Below are 18,954 nucleotides of genomic sequence, written 5' to 3'. Positions count from 1 at the left end.
CCCCGGCCGAGGAGACGAGCCGCAATGCCTGGGCGGCGTTCCCGCAGCCGGGGGAACATGTTCTCCTCACCGTCACGGCACAGTCAGCCGCCGCACTGCTTCAGCATCGTCTCCTTGTCGGCTGCCGTGACCGGCAGGTCGTACTTCAACGACACCTGCGCCACCCGGACCGAGTAGGAGCAACGGATCTGCTTGTTCGGGGGCAGCCAGGTGGCCGGGCCGGAATCGCTCTTGGCGCCGTTGGTGGGGCCGTCCACCGGGATCAGGTTGAGCGGGTCGTTCGCTATGTCCTCCCGCTTCCCCTTGGACCAGCGGGAGGCGCCCATCTGCCAGTCGTAGGAGAGCGGCATCACGTGGTCGATCTGGACCGCGGTGGCCTTCGACTTCGTCCAGTCGATCGTCCTGCCGGTATACGGGTCATGGAGGGACATGGAGACGACGACACAGTCCGATCCACTGCGGAACCGGACCTTCTCGCCATCGCGTTTCAGCAGATCGTTCCGCGAGTCACACCCGTTGTGAGCGAAGGGGACGTCACCGGGTGCCGAATCCATCCATGCGTAGCCGAACTCAGCGCGGGCGTAACCCGTCTTCGGACCGCGCCCCTTCGTGGTCACCTTCTGGATCAGGGCTCGGGCCTTTGCCTTGTCCCCGGCAGAGGTGATGGCCGCCAGGCCCGGCTTCGTCCCGTCCGGATTGTCCAGCGGGCTCACGGCATGCCCGTCCCGGGACGTCGGTGCGGCGGAGCCGGACGGGGCGTTGGGGGCCGGAAGGTCGACGTCCTTGCACCCGGTTGCCAGCAGGGGCAGGCCGAGCAGTGCGACTCCTGCCAGTACCCGCCCGGTCACGCTCACGTGCCTCACATGCCTCGTGTCACGCATGGCAAGCCACCCCCCTGCATGAGCTTGACGGTCAGCGAGCGGGCCGCGGCGAGCGCTGCGCCGCCGCTCCCGGTCTCGGCGGGCCCCGCGGAGCCCGTGTTCCGGTCCTTGCATCCGGTCACGGTGATCGCGGTCATGACGGCGATCACCGTCCCACCCCTCAGACGCCTCACGAGCGCCCCTCCCCTTGCTGCGTGGTTCCCGCTCCCTACGGAGCGTCTTCCCCGTAGCGGTCCGTGCACACCGTAATCGCCCCGAGGTCCAGACCACTCGGGGGCTCAGGTGCACATTCCTCGCAACTCCGGCGTATCGTCAGTCACAGCCGTCCTCCGGAAGGAGCTCTGGATGGGCATCTTCGACAGGTTCAAGCACCACGGGCAGGACAAGGCCAAGGACATCTCCGACACCGCGGAGAAGAAGGTCAACGAGAAGACCGGCGGGAAGTACGAAGGCCAGGTCGACCAGGCCCAGCAGAAGATAGAGGGCTCACTCGGCACGGACCGCGACCGGCCCGACCGGCCGTAGCGACCTTCCGGCCCCACACGGCAACGGCACCCGCCGGGGCATCCGGGGCCGTCTTCGCCCGAACCCGAGCCGCCCACGCCTCACGCGTGGGCGGCTTCGCCCGTTCCGCCCTCGTGGCCCTCTTCGCTACGACCCCAGGACCGTCGCCAGGAACTCTCCGACCCACCCGAGGAGTTCCCGTCCGACCAGCGGCTTGCCGCCGACCTTCGCGGTCTTCGGGCGGGGCACCAGGATCTGGTGGACGGCCGGCTTGATGACCGTCCCCGGGTACAGCCGCTTCAGACGCAGCTCCTGCGACTCGCGCAACTCCACCGGCGCGAAACGGATGTTGGTGCCCTGGAGCACGATCTCGCCGACCTCGCAGGCCCGCGCGAGCATCCGCAGCCCCGCCACCAGCAGCAGGTTCTCCACCGGCTCGGGCAACTTGCCGTAACGGTCGACGAGTTCCTCGCGGACGGCCTTGATGTCCGCCTCGGAGTTGGCGGAGGCGATCGCTCGGTAGGCCTGGAGACGCAGCCGCTCGCCCGGCGCGTAGTCGTGCGGGACGTGCGCGTCGACCGGCAGCTCGATCTTGACCTCCAGCGGCGGCTCCTCCTCGACCCCGCCCGTCTCCAGCTGACGCCGGTAGTCGGCCACCGCCTCGCCCACCATGCGTACGTACAGGTCGAAGCCGACGCCCGCGATATGGCCGGACTGCTCGCCGCCGAGCAGGTTGCCGGCGCCGCGGATCTCCAGGTCCTTCATCGCCACGTACATGCCCGCGCCCATCTCGGTGTGCTGGGCGATGGTGGCGAGGCGCTCGTGGGCCGTCTCCGTCAACGGCTTCTCCGGCGGGTAGAGGAAGTAGGCGTAGCCGCGCTCGCGGCCGCGGCCCACCCGGCCGCGCAACTGGTGCAGCTGGGACAGGCCGAAGGTGTCGCCGCGCTCCACGATCAGCGTGTTGGCGTTGGAGATGTCGATGCCGGACTCGACGATCGTCGTCGAGACCAGCACGTCGAACTTCTTCTCCCAGAAGTCGACAACGACCTGCTCCAGCGCCTGCTCCGACATCTGGCCGTGGGCGGTGGCGATCCGCGCCTCGGGGACGATGTCGCGCAGCCGCGCCGCCGCCCGGTCGATCGACTCGACCCGGTTGTGGATGTAGAAGACCTGGCCCTCGCGCAGCAGTTCACGGCGGATCGCGGCGCCGATCTGCTTCTCCTCGTACGGGCCGACGAAGGTGAGCACCGGGTGGCGCTCCTCCGGCGGGGTGGTGATCGTCGACATCTCGCGGATGCCGGTGACGGCCATCTCCAGGGTGCGCGGGATCGGGGTCGCGGACATCGTCAGCACGTCGACGTTGGCCCGCAGCTTCTTCAGCTGCTCCTTGTGCTCGACGCCGAAGCGCTGCTCCTCGTCGACGATGACCAGTCCGAGGTCCTTGAACTTCGTCTCCGAGGAGAACAGCCGGTGGGTGCCGATGACCACGTCCACCGCGCCCTCGCGCAGACCCTCCAGGGTGCCCTTGGCCTCGGTGTCGGTCTGGAAGCGGGACAGGGCGCGCACGTTCACCGGGAACTGCGAGTACCGCTCGCTGAACGTGCCGAAGTGCTGCTGCACCAGCAGCGTCGTCGGCACCAGCACGGCCACCTGCTTGCCGTCCTGTACGGCCTTGAAGGCGGCGCGGACCGCGATCTCCGTCTTGCCGTAGCCGACGTCGCCGCAGATCAGACGGTCCATCGGGACCGTCTTCTCCATGTCGTCCTTGACCTCGGCGATGGTGGTGAGCTGGTCGGGGGTCTCCGCGTACGGGAAGGCGTCCTCCAGCTCGCGCTGCCAGGGGGTGTCGGTGCCGAAGGCGTGCCCGGGGGCGGCCATCCGCGCGCTGTACAGCTTGATCAGATCGGCGGCGATCTCCTTGACGGCCTTCTTCGCGCGCGCCTTGGTCTTGGTCCAGTCGGCGCCGCCCAGCCGGTGCAGCGTGGGGGCCTCGCCGCCGACGTACTTGGTGATCTGCTCCAGCTGGTCGGTGGGGATGTAGAGGCGGTCACCGGGCTGGCCGCGCTTGGCGGGGGCGTACTCCACCACCAGGTACTCGCGGGTCGCGCCCTGCACGGTGCGCTGCACCATCTCGATGTAGCGGCCGACGCCGTGCTGCTCGTGGACGATGTAGTCGCCCGCCTCCAGCGTCAGCGGGTCGATGGTCTTCCTGCGGCGCGCCGGCATCCGGGCGCCGTCCTTGCCGGCCGCCTTCTGGCCCGAGAGGTCGGTCTCCGTCAGGACGGCCAGTTTCAGCGCCGGGTCGACGAAGCCGTAGTCGATCGAACCGCAGGCCACGTGCACGACCGACGGGGAGAGGTCCACGAGGTCGGTGTCCAGGCGGGCCGCGATGCCCTCGCCGCCGAGCACCTCGACCGTACGGGCGGCCGGGCCGTGCGCCTCGGTGACGAAGACCGTGCGCCAGCCGTCGGCGAGCCAGCCCTTGGTGTCGGCCAGCGCCTTCGCGGTGTCGCCGCGGTAGGTCTCGGTGGCGCGCATCCCTAGCTGGAGGGTGTCCGCCTCCAGCTCCAGGTCGGCGGCGAACGGCGACACCGACCACCACATCATGTCCAGCTCGCGGGCCCGGTCGCGGACGTCCGCGATGGACCACAGGGAGGCCGCGCCGACGTCGATGGGCGCCTCGCCGCCGCCCGCGGTGGCCGCCCAGGACGCCTGGAGGAACTCCTGGGAGGTCGCCACCAGGTCCGCGGCACGGGTGCGGACCCGTTCCGGATCGCAGACGACCGCCATCGCGCCCTTCGGCAGGACGTCGATCAGCAGCTCCATGTCGTCGACCAGGACCGGGGCGAGGGACTCCATGCCCTCCACGGCGATCCCCTCGGCGATCCGGCCGAGCAGCTCGCCCAGCTCCGGGTGCTGCTCGGCGAGGGCCTGCGCGCGGGCGCGCACCTCGTCGGTGAGCAGCAGTTCCCGGCAGGGCGGCGCCCACAGGCCGTGTTCGGCGACCTCCAGGGAGCGCTGGTCGGCGACCTTGAAGTAGCGGATCTCCTCGACCTCGTCACCCCAGAACTCCACGCGCAGGGGGTGTTCCTCGGTGGGCGGGAAGACGTCCAGGATGCCGCCGCGTACGGCGAACTCGCCGCGCTTCTCGACCAGCTCGACCCGGGAGTACGCGGCCGCGGCGAGGGCTTCCACCACCTCGTTCAGGTCGGCGTTGCGGCCGGTGCGCAGCGCCACGGGCTCCAGGTCGCCCAGGCCCTTGACCTGCGGCTGGAGCACGGACCGCACGGGGGCCACGACGACGGAGACCGGGCCGGTCTCGGGGTCGTCGGCGCGGGGGTGGGCGAGTCGGCGCAGCACGGCGAGGCGCCGGCCGACGGTGTCGCTGCGGGGGCTGAGCCGTTCGTGCGGCAGGGTCTCCCAGGACGGGTACTCCGCCACCCCGTCCGGCGGCAGCAGCGAGCGCAGGGCCGCCGCCAGGTCCTCCGCCTCGCGGCCGGTGGCCGTCACCGCCAGTACCGTGCGGCCGGTCTCGCGGGCGAGCGCGGCGATCGCGAGGGGGCGCGCGGCGGGCGGGCCGACGAGGTCGACATGCATCCGGTTGCCGTCGGAGGCCGCCTTGGCCGCTTCCGCGAGGGCGGTGTCCTTGACTACGGCGTCGAGCAGACCGTGCAGGCTCATGGAGGGCTTTCCGTCCGAGGGCCCGCGGTACACCGGGGGCGTACCGGGGGCCGGGTGGGCAACGCGAAGGGCCCGACGCGTGTCACGGGCCGGGGGTGTCCAGAGTACGACGGTGCGCCGCCCGGCGCCGGGGCTGTGGACAACGCCCCGAGGGTGACGGAACGCAGCCGGCGCCGGAGAGTCCCCGCAGGGCTCTCCGGCGCCGGTCTTTCCTCCGCAACCCCCGTATGCGGTGGCCGCTCCCTGATCAGTCCGTGGCGATCGCGTTCAGGACGTTCATCCGGCCCGCCCGGAACGCCGGGACGAGGGCGGCGAACAGGCCCACGAAGGCCGAGCCGATGAACACGCTGATGATCGTCGGCCAGGGGATGTCGAGGACCTTCAGTCCCTCCAGGGCGAGCAGCTGCTGGGCGGTCGCGCCCCAGCCCATGCCCAGGCCGAGGCCGAGCAGCGCGCCGAAGAGGGCGATGACCACCGACTCCATCCGGATCATGCGGCGCAGCTGGCGGCGGGAGAGGCCGATGGCCCGCATCAGGCCGATCTCCCGGGTGCGCTCGACCACGGACAGGGCGAGCGTGTTCACCACACCGAGGACCGCGACGATGATCGCGAGCGCCAGCAGGCCGTAGATCAGGTTCAGCATCTGCCCGATCTGGTCCTTCAGCGCCTGCTTGTAGTCGGTCTGGTCGCGCACGGTGTACTGCGGGTAGTCGTGCAGCACGGTCTTCAGCGACTTGTACGCGGCCGCCTGCTGCCCGTCCTTCGCCGAGGCGAAGACCATCTGGTCCAGGGGCGTCTTCGCGGCGGGCACGTACTTGGCGAGCGTGGCGGTGGAGATGTACTTCGCGCCGGAGTCGATGACGACGTCGCTGCTGGTGATGGCGCGGACCGTCAGTTCGGCGGTGGCGCCGTCCTTGAAGGCGACCTTGATCTTCGAGCCGAGGTGGACGCCGTGCGCCTCGGCGAACTTCTCGTGCACGGACATCGAGTCCGGCAGGTAGGCGTCCTTCAGGTCCCCGGCGACCGTCTTGGTGCGCAGGTCGGTGGCGTACGTCGGGTCGGCGGCCGTGATGTCCGTGTCCTTGAGCGTCTTGCCGTCGGGGGTGGTGTAGTCGGCCGAGGTGACCTTGTACTCGGTGACCCGGGCCAGCCCCGGCACCGACTTCACGGCCTGGACCGCCTGTGCGGTGATGGGCTGCCCGCGGTCGCTCTGGATGATGAAGTCCGTGCCGACGGTCTTGTCGAGCTGGTCGGTGGCGGAGGCGACCATGGAGGAGCCGACCACCGACAGGCAGGCGACCAGCGCGAGGCCGATCATCAGGGCGGCGCCGGTGGCGCCGGTGCGGCGCGGGTTGCGCAGGGCGTTGCGTTCGGCCATGCGCCCCACCGGGCCGAAGGCCCGCAGCAGGACCGCGCCGAGGACGCGCACCACGCCGCTCGCGAGCAGCGGGCCGATCACCACGAACCCGAGCAGGCTCAGCACCACGCCGAGGCCGAGCCACAGCGAGCCCTCGGTCGCCTTGGCGGCGGTGGAGGCGAGGTAGAGGCCGGTGCCGCCGGCGCCGGTGAGGACCAGACCGAGCACGGCCCGTACGACTCCGGCCCTGGCGTCGGCGGGGGCGCCCGCGTCGCGCAGGGCGGCCATCGGGGAGACCCTGCCGGCCCGGCGGGCGGGCAGGTAGGCGGCCAGGACCGTGACGACGATGCCCAGGAGCATGCCGATCACCGGGGTCGTCCAGGCCACCGTCAGGTCGTCGGTGGACAGGTTCATGCCGGTCATGCCCATGAGCTTCATCAGGCCGACGGCGATGCCGACGCCCGCGCCGACGCCCAGGACGGAGCCGGTCACGCCGAGCAGCAGCGCCTCGACCAGCACCGAGCGGTTGACCTGCTTGCGGCTGGAGCCGATGGCCCGCATCAGACCGATCTCGCGGGTGCGCTGGGCGACCAGCATCGAGAAGGTGTTGATGATCAGGAAGATGCCGACCAGGAAGGCGATCCCGGCGAAGCCGAGCATCGCGTACTTCATGACGTCCAGGAAGCTGCCCACGTCCTTGCGGTTGGCGTCGGCGGTCTCCTTGGCGGTCTGCACCTTGTAGGCGGCGCCGACGCCGGCCGTGACGTTCTTCTTCAGCTGTTCGTCGCTGGTCCCCGCGGCCGCGGTGACGTTGACGTTCGTGTACACGCCGGTCTGCCCGACGAGCGCCTGCTGGGCGGTCGCGGTGTCCAGGTAGAAGATCGCCGCGCCGGGGTTGGTGACGGTGAAGGTGGCGATGCCGGAGATCTTCGCGGTGTGCGTGCCGACCGCGCTGATCACGCCGATCTCGTCACCGAGCTTCAGGTCGTGCTTGTCGGCGGTGTCCGCGTCGACCATCACCTGGCCGGAGCCCTTCGGCGCCGCACCGGAGGTGACCTTCATGGTGCGGGCCTCGTTGGCGTTCCAGCTGCCGACGATGGTGGGCGCGCCGCTGGACGGCGACAGGTTGTCCTTGTCGGCGTCGACGACGGTCACGGCGCTGGAGAAGACGGCCCCCTCCGCCGACTTCACGCCGGGCACCCCGCGGACCTTGTCCAGGACGGCGGCCGGCATGACCGGCGGCCTGCCGTTCCCGGACGTGGTCTCACCGGTGTCCGAGGCACTCTTCGCGCTCACCGTCACATCGGAGGAGGTGGCCGCGAACAGCTTGTCGAACGTCGTGTTCATCGTGTCGGTGAACACCAGCGTGCCGCACACGAACGCCACCGACAGCAGGACGGCGACGGCCGACAGGGCCATGCGCCCCTTGTGCGCGAAGAAGTTGCGCATCGAGGTCTTCAGGACGGTCATGACGTACGCCCCCGGGCGTCGAAGTCCTTCATGCGGTCGAGGACGGTGTCGGCGGTCGGCTTGAGCATCTCGTCGACGATCCGGCCGTCGGCGAGGTAGAGCACGCGGTCGGCGTACGAGGCGGCCACCGGGTCGTGCGTGACCATCACGATGGTCTGGCCGAGCTCGTCCACGGAGCGGCGCAGGAAGCCCAGGACCTCCGCGCCCGCGCGGGAGTCGAGGTTTCCGGTCGGCTCGTCACCGAAGATGATCTCGGGGCGGGCGGCGAGCGCACGGGCCACGGCGACGCGCTGCTGCTGGCCGCCGGAGAGCTGGCTGGGCCGGTGCTTGAGCCGCTCGGCGAGGCCGACGGTCTCCACGACCTGGTCCAGCCACCCCTTGTCGGGCCTGCGCCCGGCGATGTCCATGGGCAGCGTGATGTTCTCCAGGGCGTTGAGCGTCGGCAGCAGGTTGAAGGCCTGGAAGATGAACCCGATCCGGTCCCGGCGCAGCTGCGTGAGCTTCTTGTCCTTCAGGCCGGTGATCTCGGTCTCGTCCAGGAAGATCTGACCGCTCGTCACGGTGTCGAGCCCGGCGAGGCAGTGCATCAGGGTGGACTTGCCGGACCCCGAGGGGCCCATGATCGCGGTGAACCGGCCGCGGGCGATGTCCACGTCGACGTGGTCGAGCGCGACGACACGGGTCTCGCCGGCCCCGTAGGCCTTGACGACCTGCCGCGCTCGCGCGGCAACGGCCGTACGCCCTCCAGTGCCCCCGTGCCTGGTGATGGTCACAGCCGATGTCACGGTTTGTCTCCTATATCAGTCAGCAAGTAGGCCGCACCGGTCCCGGGTGGGGTCGGTGCGCGTGTGCGTGTGCGTCGGTACGTCGTACGCCGGCGCGGGTGTGGCGGAACTCCGCCACCTCGTCCGTACGCCGCCCAGTCTGTCGGCGGGAGAGGGTGCGGCGCGCTGGTGCTCGGCACCCTCTTTCCGGGGGGTTAACCCCACCCTCCGACGGTGGCGGCGGGGCGTCCCGGCGACGTAGGACCAATGTAAGGACGGCACCCGGTCCGTCTCCTCCTCCGCCGGTACGAACCCTCCCCGACCCCCTGTGCGGAGATACCCCTAGGGGTCGTCCGCCCTCGGGTGGAGACGCTCTCGGGGTCACCTCCACCCGGTGGCGGGATCACCCTCCACCCTGCCGTCGCGTCAGGGGCAAGTGGGAAGCTGTCGTACGAGACAGCTGCAGGGGGCACGGAGAGGGGATCCGGTGAGCGGTACGACACCTGCGACACGCGAAGCCGTACAGCGCACCGGCACCCGGCAGCGGGGCGCGGTGGTCGCCGCGCTGATGCTCGCCATGGCCCTGCCGGCCCTCGACTCCACGGTGGTCTCCACCGCCGTCCCGCAGATCGTCGGCGACCTCGGCGGCTTCTCCGTCTTCTCCTGGCTGTTCTCCGGCTATCTCCTCGCGGTGACGGTCAGCCTGCCGGTCTACGGCAAGCTCTCCGACACCTTCGGCCGCAAACCCGTGCTGGTGGCCGGCGCGGCCGTCTTCCTGCTGGGCTCCCTGCTGTGCGGGCTCGCCTGGAACATGGGCGCGCTGATCGCGTTCCGCATCGTGCAGGGGCTCGGCGGCGGGGCGCTGCAGGGCACGGTGCAGACCCTCGCGGCCGACCTGTACCCGCTGGCCGAGCGCCCGAGGATCCAGTCGAGGCTGTCCACCGTGTGGGCGGTGTCGGCGGTCGCGGGTCCGGGCCTGGGCGGCGTGCTGGCGGCCTACGCCGACTGGCGCTGGATCTTCCTGGTCAACCTGCCGATCGGCGCGGTCGCGCTGTGGCTGATCGTCCGTCATCTGCACGAGCCGCGCCGCCCGGCCCGCGCCCGTGTGCGGGTCGACTGGGCGGGCGCGCTGACCGTGTTCGCCTGCGGCGGCGTCCTGCTGACGGCGCTGGTGCAGGGCGGGGTGGCCTGGCCGTGGCTGTCGGCGCCGTCGATCGCCCTGTTCGCCGCGGGACTCGCGCTGGCCGCGCTGGTCGTGGTGGTCGAGCGCCGGGCCGCCGACCCCATCATCCCGGGCTGGGTCTGGCGCCGCCGTTCGATCGCCGCGGTCAACCTCGCGCTGGGCGCGCTCGGCCTGCTGATGGTGGCGCCGAGCGTGTTCCTGCCCACCTACGCGCAGTCGGTACTGGGCCTGGCCCCGGTGGCCGCCGGATTCGTCCTGTCCGTATGGACGCTGAGCTGGCCGGTGTCGGCCGCGCTCAGCCAGCACGTCTACCGGCGGATCGGCTTCCGCGACACCGCGATGCTGGGGATCGGCGCGGCCGCGGTGATCCTGCTCGCGTTCCCCTTCCTGCCCTACCCCGGCGCGGCCTGGCAGCCGGCCCTGCTGATGCTGCTGCTCGGCGCCGCCCTGGGCCTGTTCCAGCTGCCCCTCATCGTCGGCGTGCAGTCGACGGTCGGCTGGGCGGAACGCGGCACGACCACCGCCTCCGTCCTCTTCTGCCGCCAGACCGGGCAGACGATCGGCGCGTCGGTGTTCGGCGCGGTCGCCAACGGGGTGCTCGCCGCCCGCCTGGGCGGCGCGGGGGACCTGGACTCCGTCACCCGCGGCCTGGACGGGGGCACCGTGCCGGAGGCCACCCGGCGGGCCGTCGCGGACGCCGTGCACGCGGTGTACCTCGGCGCGTCCTGCGCCGCCGCACTCGCCTTCCTGGTGCTGCTGTTCGTCGCACCGCGTCGCTTCCCGGTGCTGCGGGACCCCGCCGACTGACCCCGCCGACCGACCCCAACGCACCGACACCACCGCACCGACACCACCGCACCGACATCCGTCACCGCACCGGCATCCCCGCACTGTCACCGGCGGTAACACCGCGCACAACACCGCAGGTCGGTCAGGCAAGCGCGTACCTACCGCCCAGTTCGGCGAAAAGCCCCCACACCGGTCAACGGCCCGAGTAGCGTGCGTGACCCGCACCCCCACCTCCTGACCCGCACCCCACCTCCCTGCGGTCCGCCGCCACGGACCCGAGCCACGCAAGGAGCCCGGGATGAGCCACGACCCGTTCCCGTCGCACCCGCACGCCCACCCCCACGCCCGGCCGCACCCGCAACAGCCGCCGTCCCCCACCTACCCCTGGCAGCCGAAACCGCCACCGGAGCCCGCACCACGCCGCCGCCCGCACCGCGAATCCCTCGGACGCCACAGCGACCTGCGGATCCTGCGCGGCGCCTACCGCAGGCAGCGCCGCGTGGCCACCCTCACCGCACTCGGCTACTTCACCCTCTTCCTGCTGCTGTCCGCCCTGGCCCCGTCCTTCATGACCCGCATGCCGACCGAGGGCCTGCCCACCGGCCTGCTGCTCGCCCTGCTCCAGCTCCCCGTCACCTGGCTGGCCGTCGCGCTCTACGAACACACCGCCCGCCGCCGTGTCGACCCCCTCGCCGACCGCATCCGCACCCTGGCCGAACTGGACGCCAGGCGAGGAGCCGGCCGATGACCGGGTTCAGCGACAGCGCACAGACCATGTCCCTGATCGCCTTCACGACCGTGGCCACCCTCACCCTGCTGCTGTGCGTGATCACCGGCCCCGACCACGACGACCTCGACGCGTTCTACACCGGCGGATCCCTCTCCCCGCTGCGCAACGGCCTCGCGATCGCCGGTGACTACATCTCCGCCGCGACCGTCCTGGGCACCGGCGGCGTGATCGCCCTGTGCGGCTACGACGGGATCGTCCTCGCCCTCAGCACCGCACTGTCCCTGATGCTGCTGATGTTCCTGCTGGCCGAACCCCTGCGCAACGCGGGCCGGTTCACCATGGGCGACGCCCTCGCCCGCCGGATGCCAGGACGTGCCGTACGCATCGCCTCCTGCGCGGTCACCCTCGCCGCGCTGCTGCCGCTGATGCTGGTGCAGCTCGCGGGCACCGGCCAGCTCCTCGCCTTCATCCTCGGCTTCTCCGGCGACTCGCTGAAGACGGCCTGCGTCCTGGGCATGGGCGCCCTGATGATCAGCTACGCGGCCATCGGCGGCATGAAGGGCACCGCCCTGATCCAGATCCTGAAGATCGTGACACTGCTCGGCTCGGGCGCCGTGGTCGCCGTACTGATCCTGCGCCGCTTCGACTGGAACCCGGGCACCCTCTTCGCCACGGCCGCCGCGCAGAGCGGGGTCGGCGCCGCCTTCCTGCGCTCCGGCCTCGAGTTCGCGGACAGCCCGTACCCACGCATCGACATGATCACGTCCCAGCTGTCGGTGGTGCTCGGCGGCGCCTGCCTGCCGCACATCACCATGCGCATGTACACCGCCGCCGGCGCCCGGCAGGTGCGCCGCTCGCTGTCCTGGGCGGTGTCCGCGGTGGGCCTGTTCGTCCTCGTCATCACGGTCGTCGGCGTCGGCGCCACCGCGCTGATCGGCCGGGAGGCGATAGCCCGGGAGGACCCCCAGGGCAACACGGCCTACCTGCTGGGCTCGCGCGCCGCCTTCGGCCCCGACGTGTCGACGGCCGAGACCCTGCTGTTCACCACCGTCACCACGGCGCTCTTCCTCACCCTGCTCGCCTCCGTCGCCGGAATGATCCTCGCCTGCGCCGACTCCCTCGCCCACGACGTCTTCGCCACCCGCGGACGGAAGCCGACACCGCGCCGCGAGATGCTGCTGGCCCGCCTGTCGGCCCTGGCCGTCGGGCTCCCCGCGGTCCTGCTGGCCACCCAGGTCCAGCACCGCAGCCTCCAGCCGCTGGCCACCGTCTCCTTCTGCCTGGGCGCCTCCGCGCTCGCCCCCGCCCTCGTCTACAGCCTCTTCTGGCGCCGCTACACCCGAACCGGTCTGCTGTGGACCCTCATCGGCGGCTCCCTCGCGGTCCTGGTGCTGATGCCGGGCACCAACCTGGTGTCGGGCTCGCCCGCCTCCGCCTTCCCCGAGGCCGACTTCAACTGGTTCCCGTTCACCACCACCGGCCTGGTCACCATCCCGCTGGGCTTCGCCCTCGGCTGGCTCGGCACCCTCGCCTCGGGCCGCCGGCAGGCGGAGGAGCAACGCCGCCAGTACGAGGCGGTGGAGGCGTGGATCCTGGCAGGAGCGGCCCGCGGCGGCACGGAAGCGGCACCCGGGGAGACGGGAGCGCCGCCCGGGGGGAGGTGAGCCCGCCCCGAGCCCGGGCTCCCACCGCGCTGCCGCCTGCTCCCGCCGCGCCCGGCCCGCCCGGCGTGCCCTGCCCGTCCGGGCGTCCACTTCATCCGCACCCCGCCCGGGCGGGCGGTCACTCCGTCGGCGCGCCCGTCAGGGTGCCTGCTCCACCGGCGCCGTGCGGCCCGTCAGGGCGCTGAGGCGGCTGCGCACATGGTCCATGTGGGCCCGTACCTCGTCCCACTGCTCCCCGTGCTCGCGCAGCACCTGCTCCGTGTCCCGGCTGATCCCCTCCGCCTGCGCCCGGGCTCGCGCCAGCAGTCCGGCCGCCTGCGCCTGCGCCTCCTCCTGCCGCCGGGCCGCCGACTGCTCGGCGTCGGCGAACGCCCGCCTCGCCTCGGCGAGGGCCGCCTCGGCACGCGCGACCAGACCGGCCTGGTGCGCGTCGAGCGCGTCAGCGCGCGCGAGCGCCGCGCGCTCCTCCTGCGCCCACTGCTCGGCCTGCTCCTTCGCCTGTGCGTCACGCATCGCGGCGGTGCGCGTACGCGCCTCCCGCAGCGCCGACAGGACCTCGCCGCGGGACCGCTTCACCTCGCGCCGGGTGGCGATCCGGATCCCGTCGGCCTCGGCGCGTGCCGTGAGCAGCCACTGCCGGGCGGACTCCTCCGCCTGCGCACCCACCTCGTCCGCGTGCTCCCGCGCCGCCCGGCCCGCCTCCAGGGCGTCCGCCTCGGCCTGCGCGGCCTGCTCCCCCGCCTGCTCCCGCGCGTGCTCCCGGACCGCCGCCGCCTCGTCCCGTGCGAGCCGCAACAACGACTGCGCACGCTCCCCGAGCCCCTCGTACGTCTGCGGGGCGAGCCGCGCGACCGTCTCGCGCAGCCCGGCCGCCTGCGCCTCCATCTCCTTGGCCAGCACGGTGAGCCGGGCGGCGCGCTCCCAGGCGGCGTCGCGGGCGCGGGAGAGCGCGGCGGCCTGCGCATCGACCTGTTCGGGACGGTAACCGCGCCGCCGTACGGTCACGAAACCGTACGGCGACACCGATGCGCTGCTCATCCTGGAAGCCCCTCTCCACCCTGCACACACGAAACGACGATTGCGCGCACATACTGATGGATCAGGCATAAGCGTTCATAACGCGACACTCCGCGAGTGCGTCACGGCCGCGAACACGACCGGCGCAACCGCAGCCGCCGACCGACGAGAACGACATACGAAAAAGGGGGTGGCCCCGGTCCACCGACCGGGGCCACCCCCTGCCACGCTTCAGCCGACGTCCGCCCCCGTCAGAGCAGCCCGTCCCACATCTGCTCCAGCAGCACCGACCACCAGCTCTCCGGCGAACCCAGCGCCGCCGGGTCCAGCGAGACCAGCTGGCTCTGGAAGTCGACCGTCCAGCGGCCCGCCTGCTCCTGGTTCAGACCGAAACGCAGCCGCCACATCCGGCCGAGCAGCGCCAGACAGCGCGCGAACTCCGGCAGCCCGGTGTTGACGAACTGCGGCGGCACCGACGCGCCGCCCGGCCCCGCCTCCACCGGCACCGCGACGATGTTCGCCGTGCCGTACTGCACACAGATCGCCTTGCCGAAGTCGCTGCCCATCACCAGGTACGAGCCCGCGTCGGGCGCCGGCCGCACCCCGCGCTCCTGCGCCAGCTCCGCCAGGGTCGGCACCGGCCGTCCCGGCTGGGCCTGCGCCCAGAAGAACGGGCCCATGTCCGCGGGCAGACCCGCCACCACCAGCGTGTGCGCCACGACCGGCGGCACACCCTGCCGGGACACCGCGGCCTGCTCGAACCGGAACACGCCCGGCCCGAACGCCGCCGCCAGCTCCTGCGCGATGCCCTCCGGCGGGATCGGCGGCGCGGGCTGCACCGGCGGCAGCGGCGCCCGCACCGGCGCCGGACGCGCCGGACCGTCCGCGACCTGATGCAACTCGCCCTGATGCGCCAGCAGTTGCTGCATGCCCTGCTGCCGGCTCGCATGATCCGTGCCGTACGGCGCGATGCTCGCGATCCGCGCCTGCGGCCACTGCTCCCGGATCATCCGCGCGCAGTACGCACCCGGCAGCTCGCACGACTCCAGCTCGGTGTGCAGCTCCAGCACCTGCCCCGGCGGCACGTTCATGCCGCGCAGCTCGTGGAAGATCTGCCACTCCGGGTGCGGGGTGCCCGGCGCCGAACGCCGGATCAGCTGCTGCTCGGAACCGTCGTGCGCGCGGTAGCGCAACACGGCCTGATAGCCGGGACCGACCGTCGGCTGGGCACCGGGCGGCGGCACCGGCGGACCCGACGGCACCGCACCGGGCGGCACGGCACCGGGCGGGACCGGACCGGGCGGCATCGGCTGCGCAATCCCCGCGGGCGCGCCGGGCACACCGGGGGCAGGCGGCGGGAACGCGACGGGGGCACCCACCGGGGGCGCCGCCAGCACGGTCTCCGCATGGTGCACCGCACCCTGCGGCCCCCCGGCGGAGGCCGGCCCGCCGGGAGCACCCGGCGGGTTCGGCGCGAACGGCGCACCGGGCACACCCGGAGGCTGCGGCACACCCGGAGACTGCGGCGCGCCCGGGACACCCGCGCCCGGCCGGCCGGGATCGGCCAGCATCGTCGCGGCGTGAGGACCGTCGGCACCGCCCGGAGGCGTACCGCCGGGCACGCTCGGCGCGCCGGGCGGGTTCGGGACGGCCGGCGCCCCCGGAGGCCCCGGAGGCTGCGGCACCCCAGGCCCCTGTGGCCCGTCGGGCCCGAGCGCCGACACCAGCTGCGTGGGCACATAACCGCCCGCACCCGCACCCGGCGCACCCGGACCGGACGGCGCGGGAGGCGGCGTACCGCCCGGCCGCGCGCCCGGAGCACCCGGGAGGCCCGGCGGATGCGGCGGCTCACCCGCGCCCCGCGCCCGACGCGGCGGCGCCGCCTTGCTGGTCGCGGCGTCGGCGATGTCCCCGGCGTTCGGCGCAAGCGGCCGCTGCGGCGCACCCGGACCGGACGGCGCGGGCGCACCAGGCGCAGCGCCCGGCGCCGCCGCCGGAGCACCCTGGGCACCGGGCGTCTGCGGGTACCCGTACACCGCGGCACCGGGCGGCGTGGCCCCCGGCACCGGAGCCGGACCCGGCACACCCGGCGCAGGCGTGCCCGGAGCCGGCGGCGGGCCCTGCGGGTATCCGTACGACACGGCACCGGGCGGCGGCGTCCCACCGGGCACCGGCGCCGGCCCGGCCGCGGCACCCGCACCCTGCGGATAGCCGTACGTCGCGGGCGCACCGGGCGCGGGCGAGGCGTCGAACACCGGCGTCACCGCCGTCGGCGGAAGCCGGCTGCCGCCCGAGATCAGCTCCGTCTTGGCGTCCTGCATCCCGTCGCCGCCGTCACCCACCGGCGGCGCGAACACCGTCGCGGGCAGCGGTACGGAACGGTCCTCCCCGAAGTCCGCATTGGTGTCCGTACCCGCCCAGGGCGTCGCCCCCGCGGACCCGCCGGGCGCTCCCGCGCCCTCCTCGCCGCCGGCCACCGGCCACGACACCCCGGCACCCGACGCGGCACCCGCGCCTGACTGCGCCCCCGGCACCCCCGCCTGGGTCTGCGGCAGCGAACCCCCGCCCGCGGCACCCCCGCCGGTCCCGACGGCACCGGACGCGGCCCGCGCCCCCTCGCCCCGCCGGTCCGGAATACCGAGCTTGTCCGCCGCCTCCTGCAACCACTCCGGCGGACTCAGCAAGAACGACGTCTGATTCAAATCCACCCGCGCCGCGGGAGCCGGAGCCTCGTCCGCCGCCCCCTCCTCGGCACGCCCGTACTCCTCCTCGTACCGGCGGATCACCTCGCCCACCGGCAGCCCCGGCCACAGCGTCGCGTCCCCGCTGTCCCGCGCGATCACCAGCCGCTGCGCGCCCCCGTCCGAACGCGGCCCGTCCACCCGGTCCTCGGCCCACACCACGAAGCCCAGCCCGAACTCCCGCACCCGCACCTCACGGTGCTGATACGCCGGCACATCGCCGTTGACCCACTCCTCGGCGCGCTCCTGCGCCTGCGCGTACGTCACCATCGCCGAAGTCACTCCCCCACCGAAGACGCAGAAGACGCAGAAGACGCGGAAGGCACCGAGGACACCGGCACCGCACGCGCGAAACCACCGTCCACCATCAGGTTCGCCACCGTCTCCAACTCCGGCGGACTGCCCGCCAGACGCGACAGGAACACATCGAAGTCCTCACCGCACGGCAGCAGCAACCGCTCCACCCGCTCCGCCGGCGACCACCCCGGATCCACGTCCCGCACATCGTCGTACGCGCAGAACCACACCGAACCGATCCGGTCGCCCTTCACCTTCACGGCCAGCAACCCGCCCTGGACGAAACCGACCCCCAGGTAATCCTTCGTCAGATGGTCACGCAGACACTTGTTCACATACACCAGGTCATTGACCGCCGCCTCGTCCCGCACCGTGAAGAACGGCTGGTCGATCAGCAGCCCCAACTCCGCGTCCAGCGCGGTACCCACCGGCGCGCAACCGCCCGCCGCCTTCAGGAACGACCGGTACGCACCCGGCAACCGGTACCCCAGGTCCTCCTCGACCCCCTGCACCTGCTGCTCCGACACCGCCACACCCGACTTCGACAGACCGAAGTGAGCAGGCCGCGTCTCCTGCAACGGCCGCGTCCCCCGCTTGCCGTGGTCCACCACCGCCGTCGCCACCCCACCGTGGTGCCGCAACAACGCCTTCACCTCGACCGGCACCAGCTCCAGCCGCCGCGAACCCACCACGTGATGCCACGTCCAGCCGTGCGGAGTCGCCACATCGGCCACCGTGTCCCACAGCTCGTGCCCCGCCGCGGCCGACGCCGCGTTCGCCGACACATAGTCCGTCAACCGCAGCTCGTCGACCCCGAAACCCTCCGGCGGCTCCGCGATCTCGGCCACCGCACGCGCGTACGGCGAGAAGTCGGGATAACCGCCCTCATCGACCCGCACCCCCCTCGGGTGCCGAGCGGCCCGGACCGGATCCGGAAAGTGCACGACCTGCCCGGCATAGGCCGCGTTCGGCGGCGCGGCTTGCCCGAGCCGACCTGTCGTCATGACGGTTGCCCCCTGCGGCACTCTGTACAGGCCCGGCCCCGGCACCCTTCCGGTCCCGGAACACCACGACCCGTAGCGGACTGTCTCCTACGTCTCCCACGCGCGTCGACCGCACGCAGCACGGTGGCGACAGCCTATGCGGTACGCCGACACCGGTCACCGGGCCTCCACTTCAGTGACCAGCCGTCACCCCGCCGTGACGAGCCGCCAGGAACCGAGCGTGTCGCACCGCCCCAGTTACCGCAGCAGCCACGCGATTTGGCACCCTGGGTCCACCGGGGGGATGCTCGGGAGGGGATGACGATCATGAATGCCACACAGACAGGGCCGCACGCCGGACCCGACACCGCCATGTCCGGAGACCCCAGGGTCGACTGGAGCGCCAGCGAGACACCGCACGCCCCCGCCCTCCACCACCGCCGCGACGGCATACTCCCCACCATCGCCGCCGCCCTCTCCGTCCGCGGCGCCACCCTCACCGGCACCGCCGCCCGCGGCGACCAGCCCCCCGCCCTGCACCCCCTGGTCCAGGACTTCCTCGACAGCCTCGGCAGCGCCCAACGCGACCGCTCCACCGGACGCTGCGCCGAAGCACTCCTGATCTCCCGCCACATCGCCGCCGCCGACGCCGCCCGCACCAAACGCGCCGCACGCAAACCGATGACCAACGGCGAAGCCCGCCGGCTCCTCAGAGCGGCCAAACTCACCACCCGCCGCATCCGCGAGGACGGCGACCCCCTCCACGGCAGCTTCGCACCGCCCTGCCGCGCCTGCACCGCCCTCAGCGCCCACTTCGGCGTACGCATCGTCGACCCCGCGGCGACCGACGACTGACCCCCGCCCCCACACCCCACCCACGACGCCGACGAACG

General features: G+C 72.6%; 12 protein-coding genes. 5 read left to right on the top strand and 7 right to left on the bottom strand.

Features of this window, described 5'->3' with window-relative positions:
* Positions 1–83 precede the first annotated feature (83 nt).
* A complete protein-coding gene (locus ACZ7OY_RS16685; protein ID WP_471912040.1) occupies positions 84–881 on the bottom strand; it encodes an HNH endonuclease family protein in 798 nt (265 codons plus the stop codon).
* A gap of 345 nt (positions 882–1,226) precedes the next feature.
* On the opposite strand from ACZ7OY_RS16685, the gene ACZ7OY_RS16680 reads away from it, so the two are divergent.
* Complete coding sequence (locus tag ACZ7OY_RS16680; RefSeq protein WP_471912039.1) at positions 1,227–1,406, top strand: antitoxin; 180 nt, start codon at positions 1,227–1,229, stop codon at positions 1,404–1,406.
* Positions 1,407–1,532: 126 nt separating this feature from the next.
* Here the strand turns inward: ACZ7OY_RS16680 and mfd are convergent, their stop codons facing one another.
* The 3 genes from mfd to ACZ7OY_RS16665 all read right to left on the bottom strand — a co-directional run bounded on the left by mfd (position 1,533) and on the right by ACZ7OY_RS16665 (position 8,678).
* Entirely contained in the window at positions 1,533–5,066 is a 3,534-nt protein-coding gene (gene mfd / locus ACZ7OY_RS16675; protein ID WP_471912038.1) for a transcription-repair coupling factor, read from the bottom strand.
* Positions 5,067–5,313: 247 nt separating this feature from the next.
* Positions 5,314–7,893: an ABC transporter permease gene (locus ACZ7OY_RS16670; RefSeq protein ID WP_471912037.1), complete on the bottom strand. Its 2,580-nt coding sequence runs from the start codon at positions 7,891–7,893 to the stop codon at positions 5,314–5,316.
* Entirely contained in the window at positions 7,890–8,678 is a 789-nt protein-coding gene (locus tag ACZ7OY_RS16665; protein ID WP_471912036.1) for an ABC transporter ATP-binding protein, read from the bottom strand. Before ACZ7OY_RS16665 ends, ACZ7OY_RS16670 begins: the two co-directional genes overlap by 4 nt.
* Before the next feature lie 466 nt (positions 8,679–9,144).
* On the opposite strand from ACZ7OY_RS16665, the gene ACZ7OY_RS16660 reads away from it, so the two are divergent.
* The 3 genes from ACZ7OY_RS16660 to ACZ7OY_RS16650 all read left to right on the top strand — a co-directional run bounded on the left by ACZ7OY_RS16660 (position 9,145) and on the right by ACZ7OY_RS16650 (position 13,023).
* On the top strand, positions 9,145–10,647 hold the full coding sequence (locus ACZ7OY_RS16660) for an MFS transporter (protein WP_471912035.1): 1,503 nt from the start codon (positions 9,145–9,147) through the stop codon (positions 10,645–10,647).
* A 280-nt stretch (positions 10,648–10,927) separates the two neighbouring features.
* Positions 10,928–11,377, top strand: a complete 450-nt coding sequence (locus tag ACZ7OY_RS16655) for a DUF485 domain-containing protein (protein ID WP_384736028.1) — start codon at positions 10,928–10,930, stop codon at positions 11,375–11,377.
* Entirely contained in the window at positions 11,374–13,023 is a 1,650-nt protein-coding gene (locus ACZ7OY_RS16650; RefSeq protein ID WP_471912034.1) for a sodium/solute symporter, read from the top strand. The genes ACZ7OY_RS16655 and ACZ7OY_RS16650 overlap by 4 nt, the downstream gene beginning before the upstream one ends.
* Positions 13,024–13,161: 138 nt before the next feature.
* Here ACZ7OY_RS16650 and ACZ7OY_RS16645 read toward each other — a convergent pair whose 3' ends face one another.
* The 3 genes from ACZ7OY_RS16645 to ACZ7OY_RS16635 all read right to left on the bottom strand — a co-directional run bounded on the left by ACZ7OY_RS16645 (position 13,162) and on the right by ACZ7OY_RS16635 (position 18,082).
* The gene (locus tag ACZ7OY_RS16645; RefSeq protein ID WP_471912033.1) at positions 13,162–14,061 is read right to left on the bottom strand and encodes a cellulose-binding protein; all 900 of its coding nucleotides are present in this window, start codon (positions 14,059–14,061) and stop codon (positions 13,162–13,164) included.
* Positions 14,062–14,291: 230 nt separating this feature from the next.
* Positions 14,292–17,051: an SUKH-4 family immunity protein gene (locus ACZ7OY_RS16640; protein WP_471912106.1), complete on the bottom strand. Its 2,760-nt coding sequence runs from the start codon at positions 17,049–17,051 to the stop codon at positions 14,292–14,294.
* Between the two features lie 8 nt (positions 17,052–17,059).
* The gene (locus ACZ7OY_RS16635) at positions 17,060–18,082 is read right to left on the bottom strand and encodes an SMI1/KNR4 family protein (RefSeq protein WP_471912032.1); all 1,023 of its coding nucleotides are present in this window, start codon (positions 18,080–18,082) and stop codon (positions 17,060–17,062) included.
* A 297-nt stretch (positions 18,083–18,379) separates the two neighbouring features.
* Here ACZ7OY_RS16635 and ACZ7OY_RS16630 point away from each other — a divergent pair, with 297 nt between their 5' ends.
* Positions 18,380–18,916, top strand: coding sequence for a YwqJ-related putative deaminase (locus ACZ7OY_RS16630; protein ID WP_471912031.1), 537 nt, complete (start codon positions 18,380–18,382; stop codon positions 18,914–18,916).
* The last annotated feature ends 38 nt before the right edge of the window (positions 18,917–18,954 follow it).

The organism is Streptomyces sp. NPDC107559 (assembly GCF_055657365.1).
Note: the sequence above shows the minus strand (reverse complement) of the source record. Positions and strands in the feature narration are given on the sequence as shown.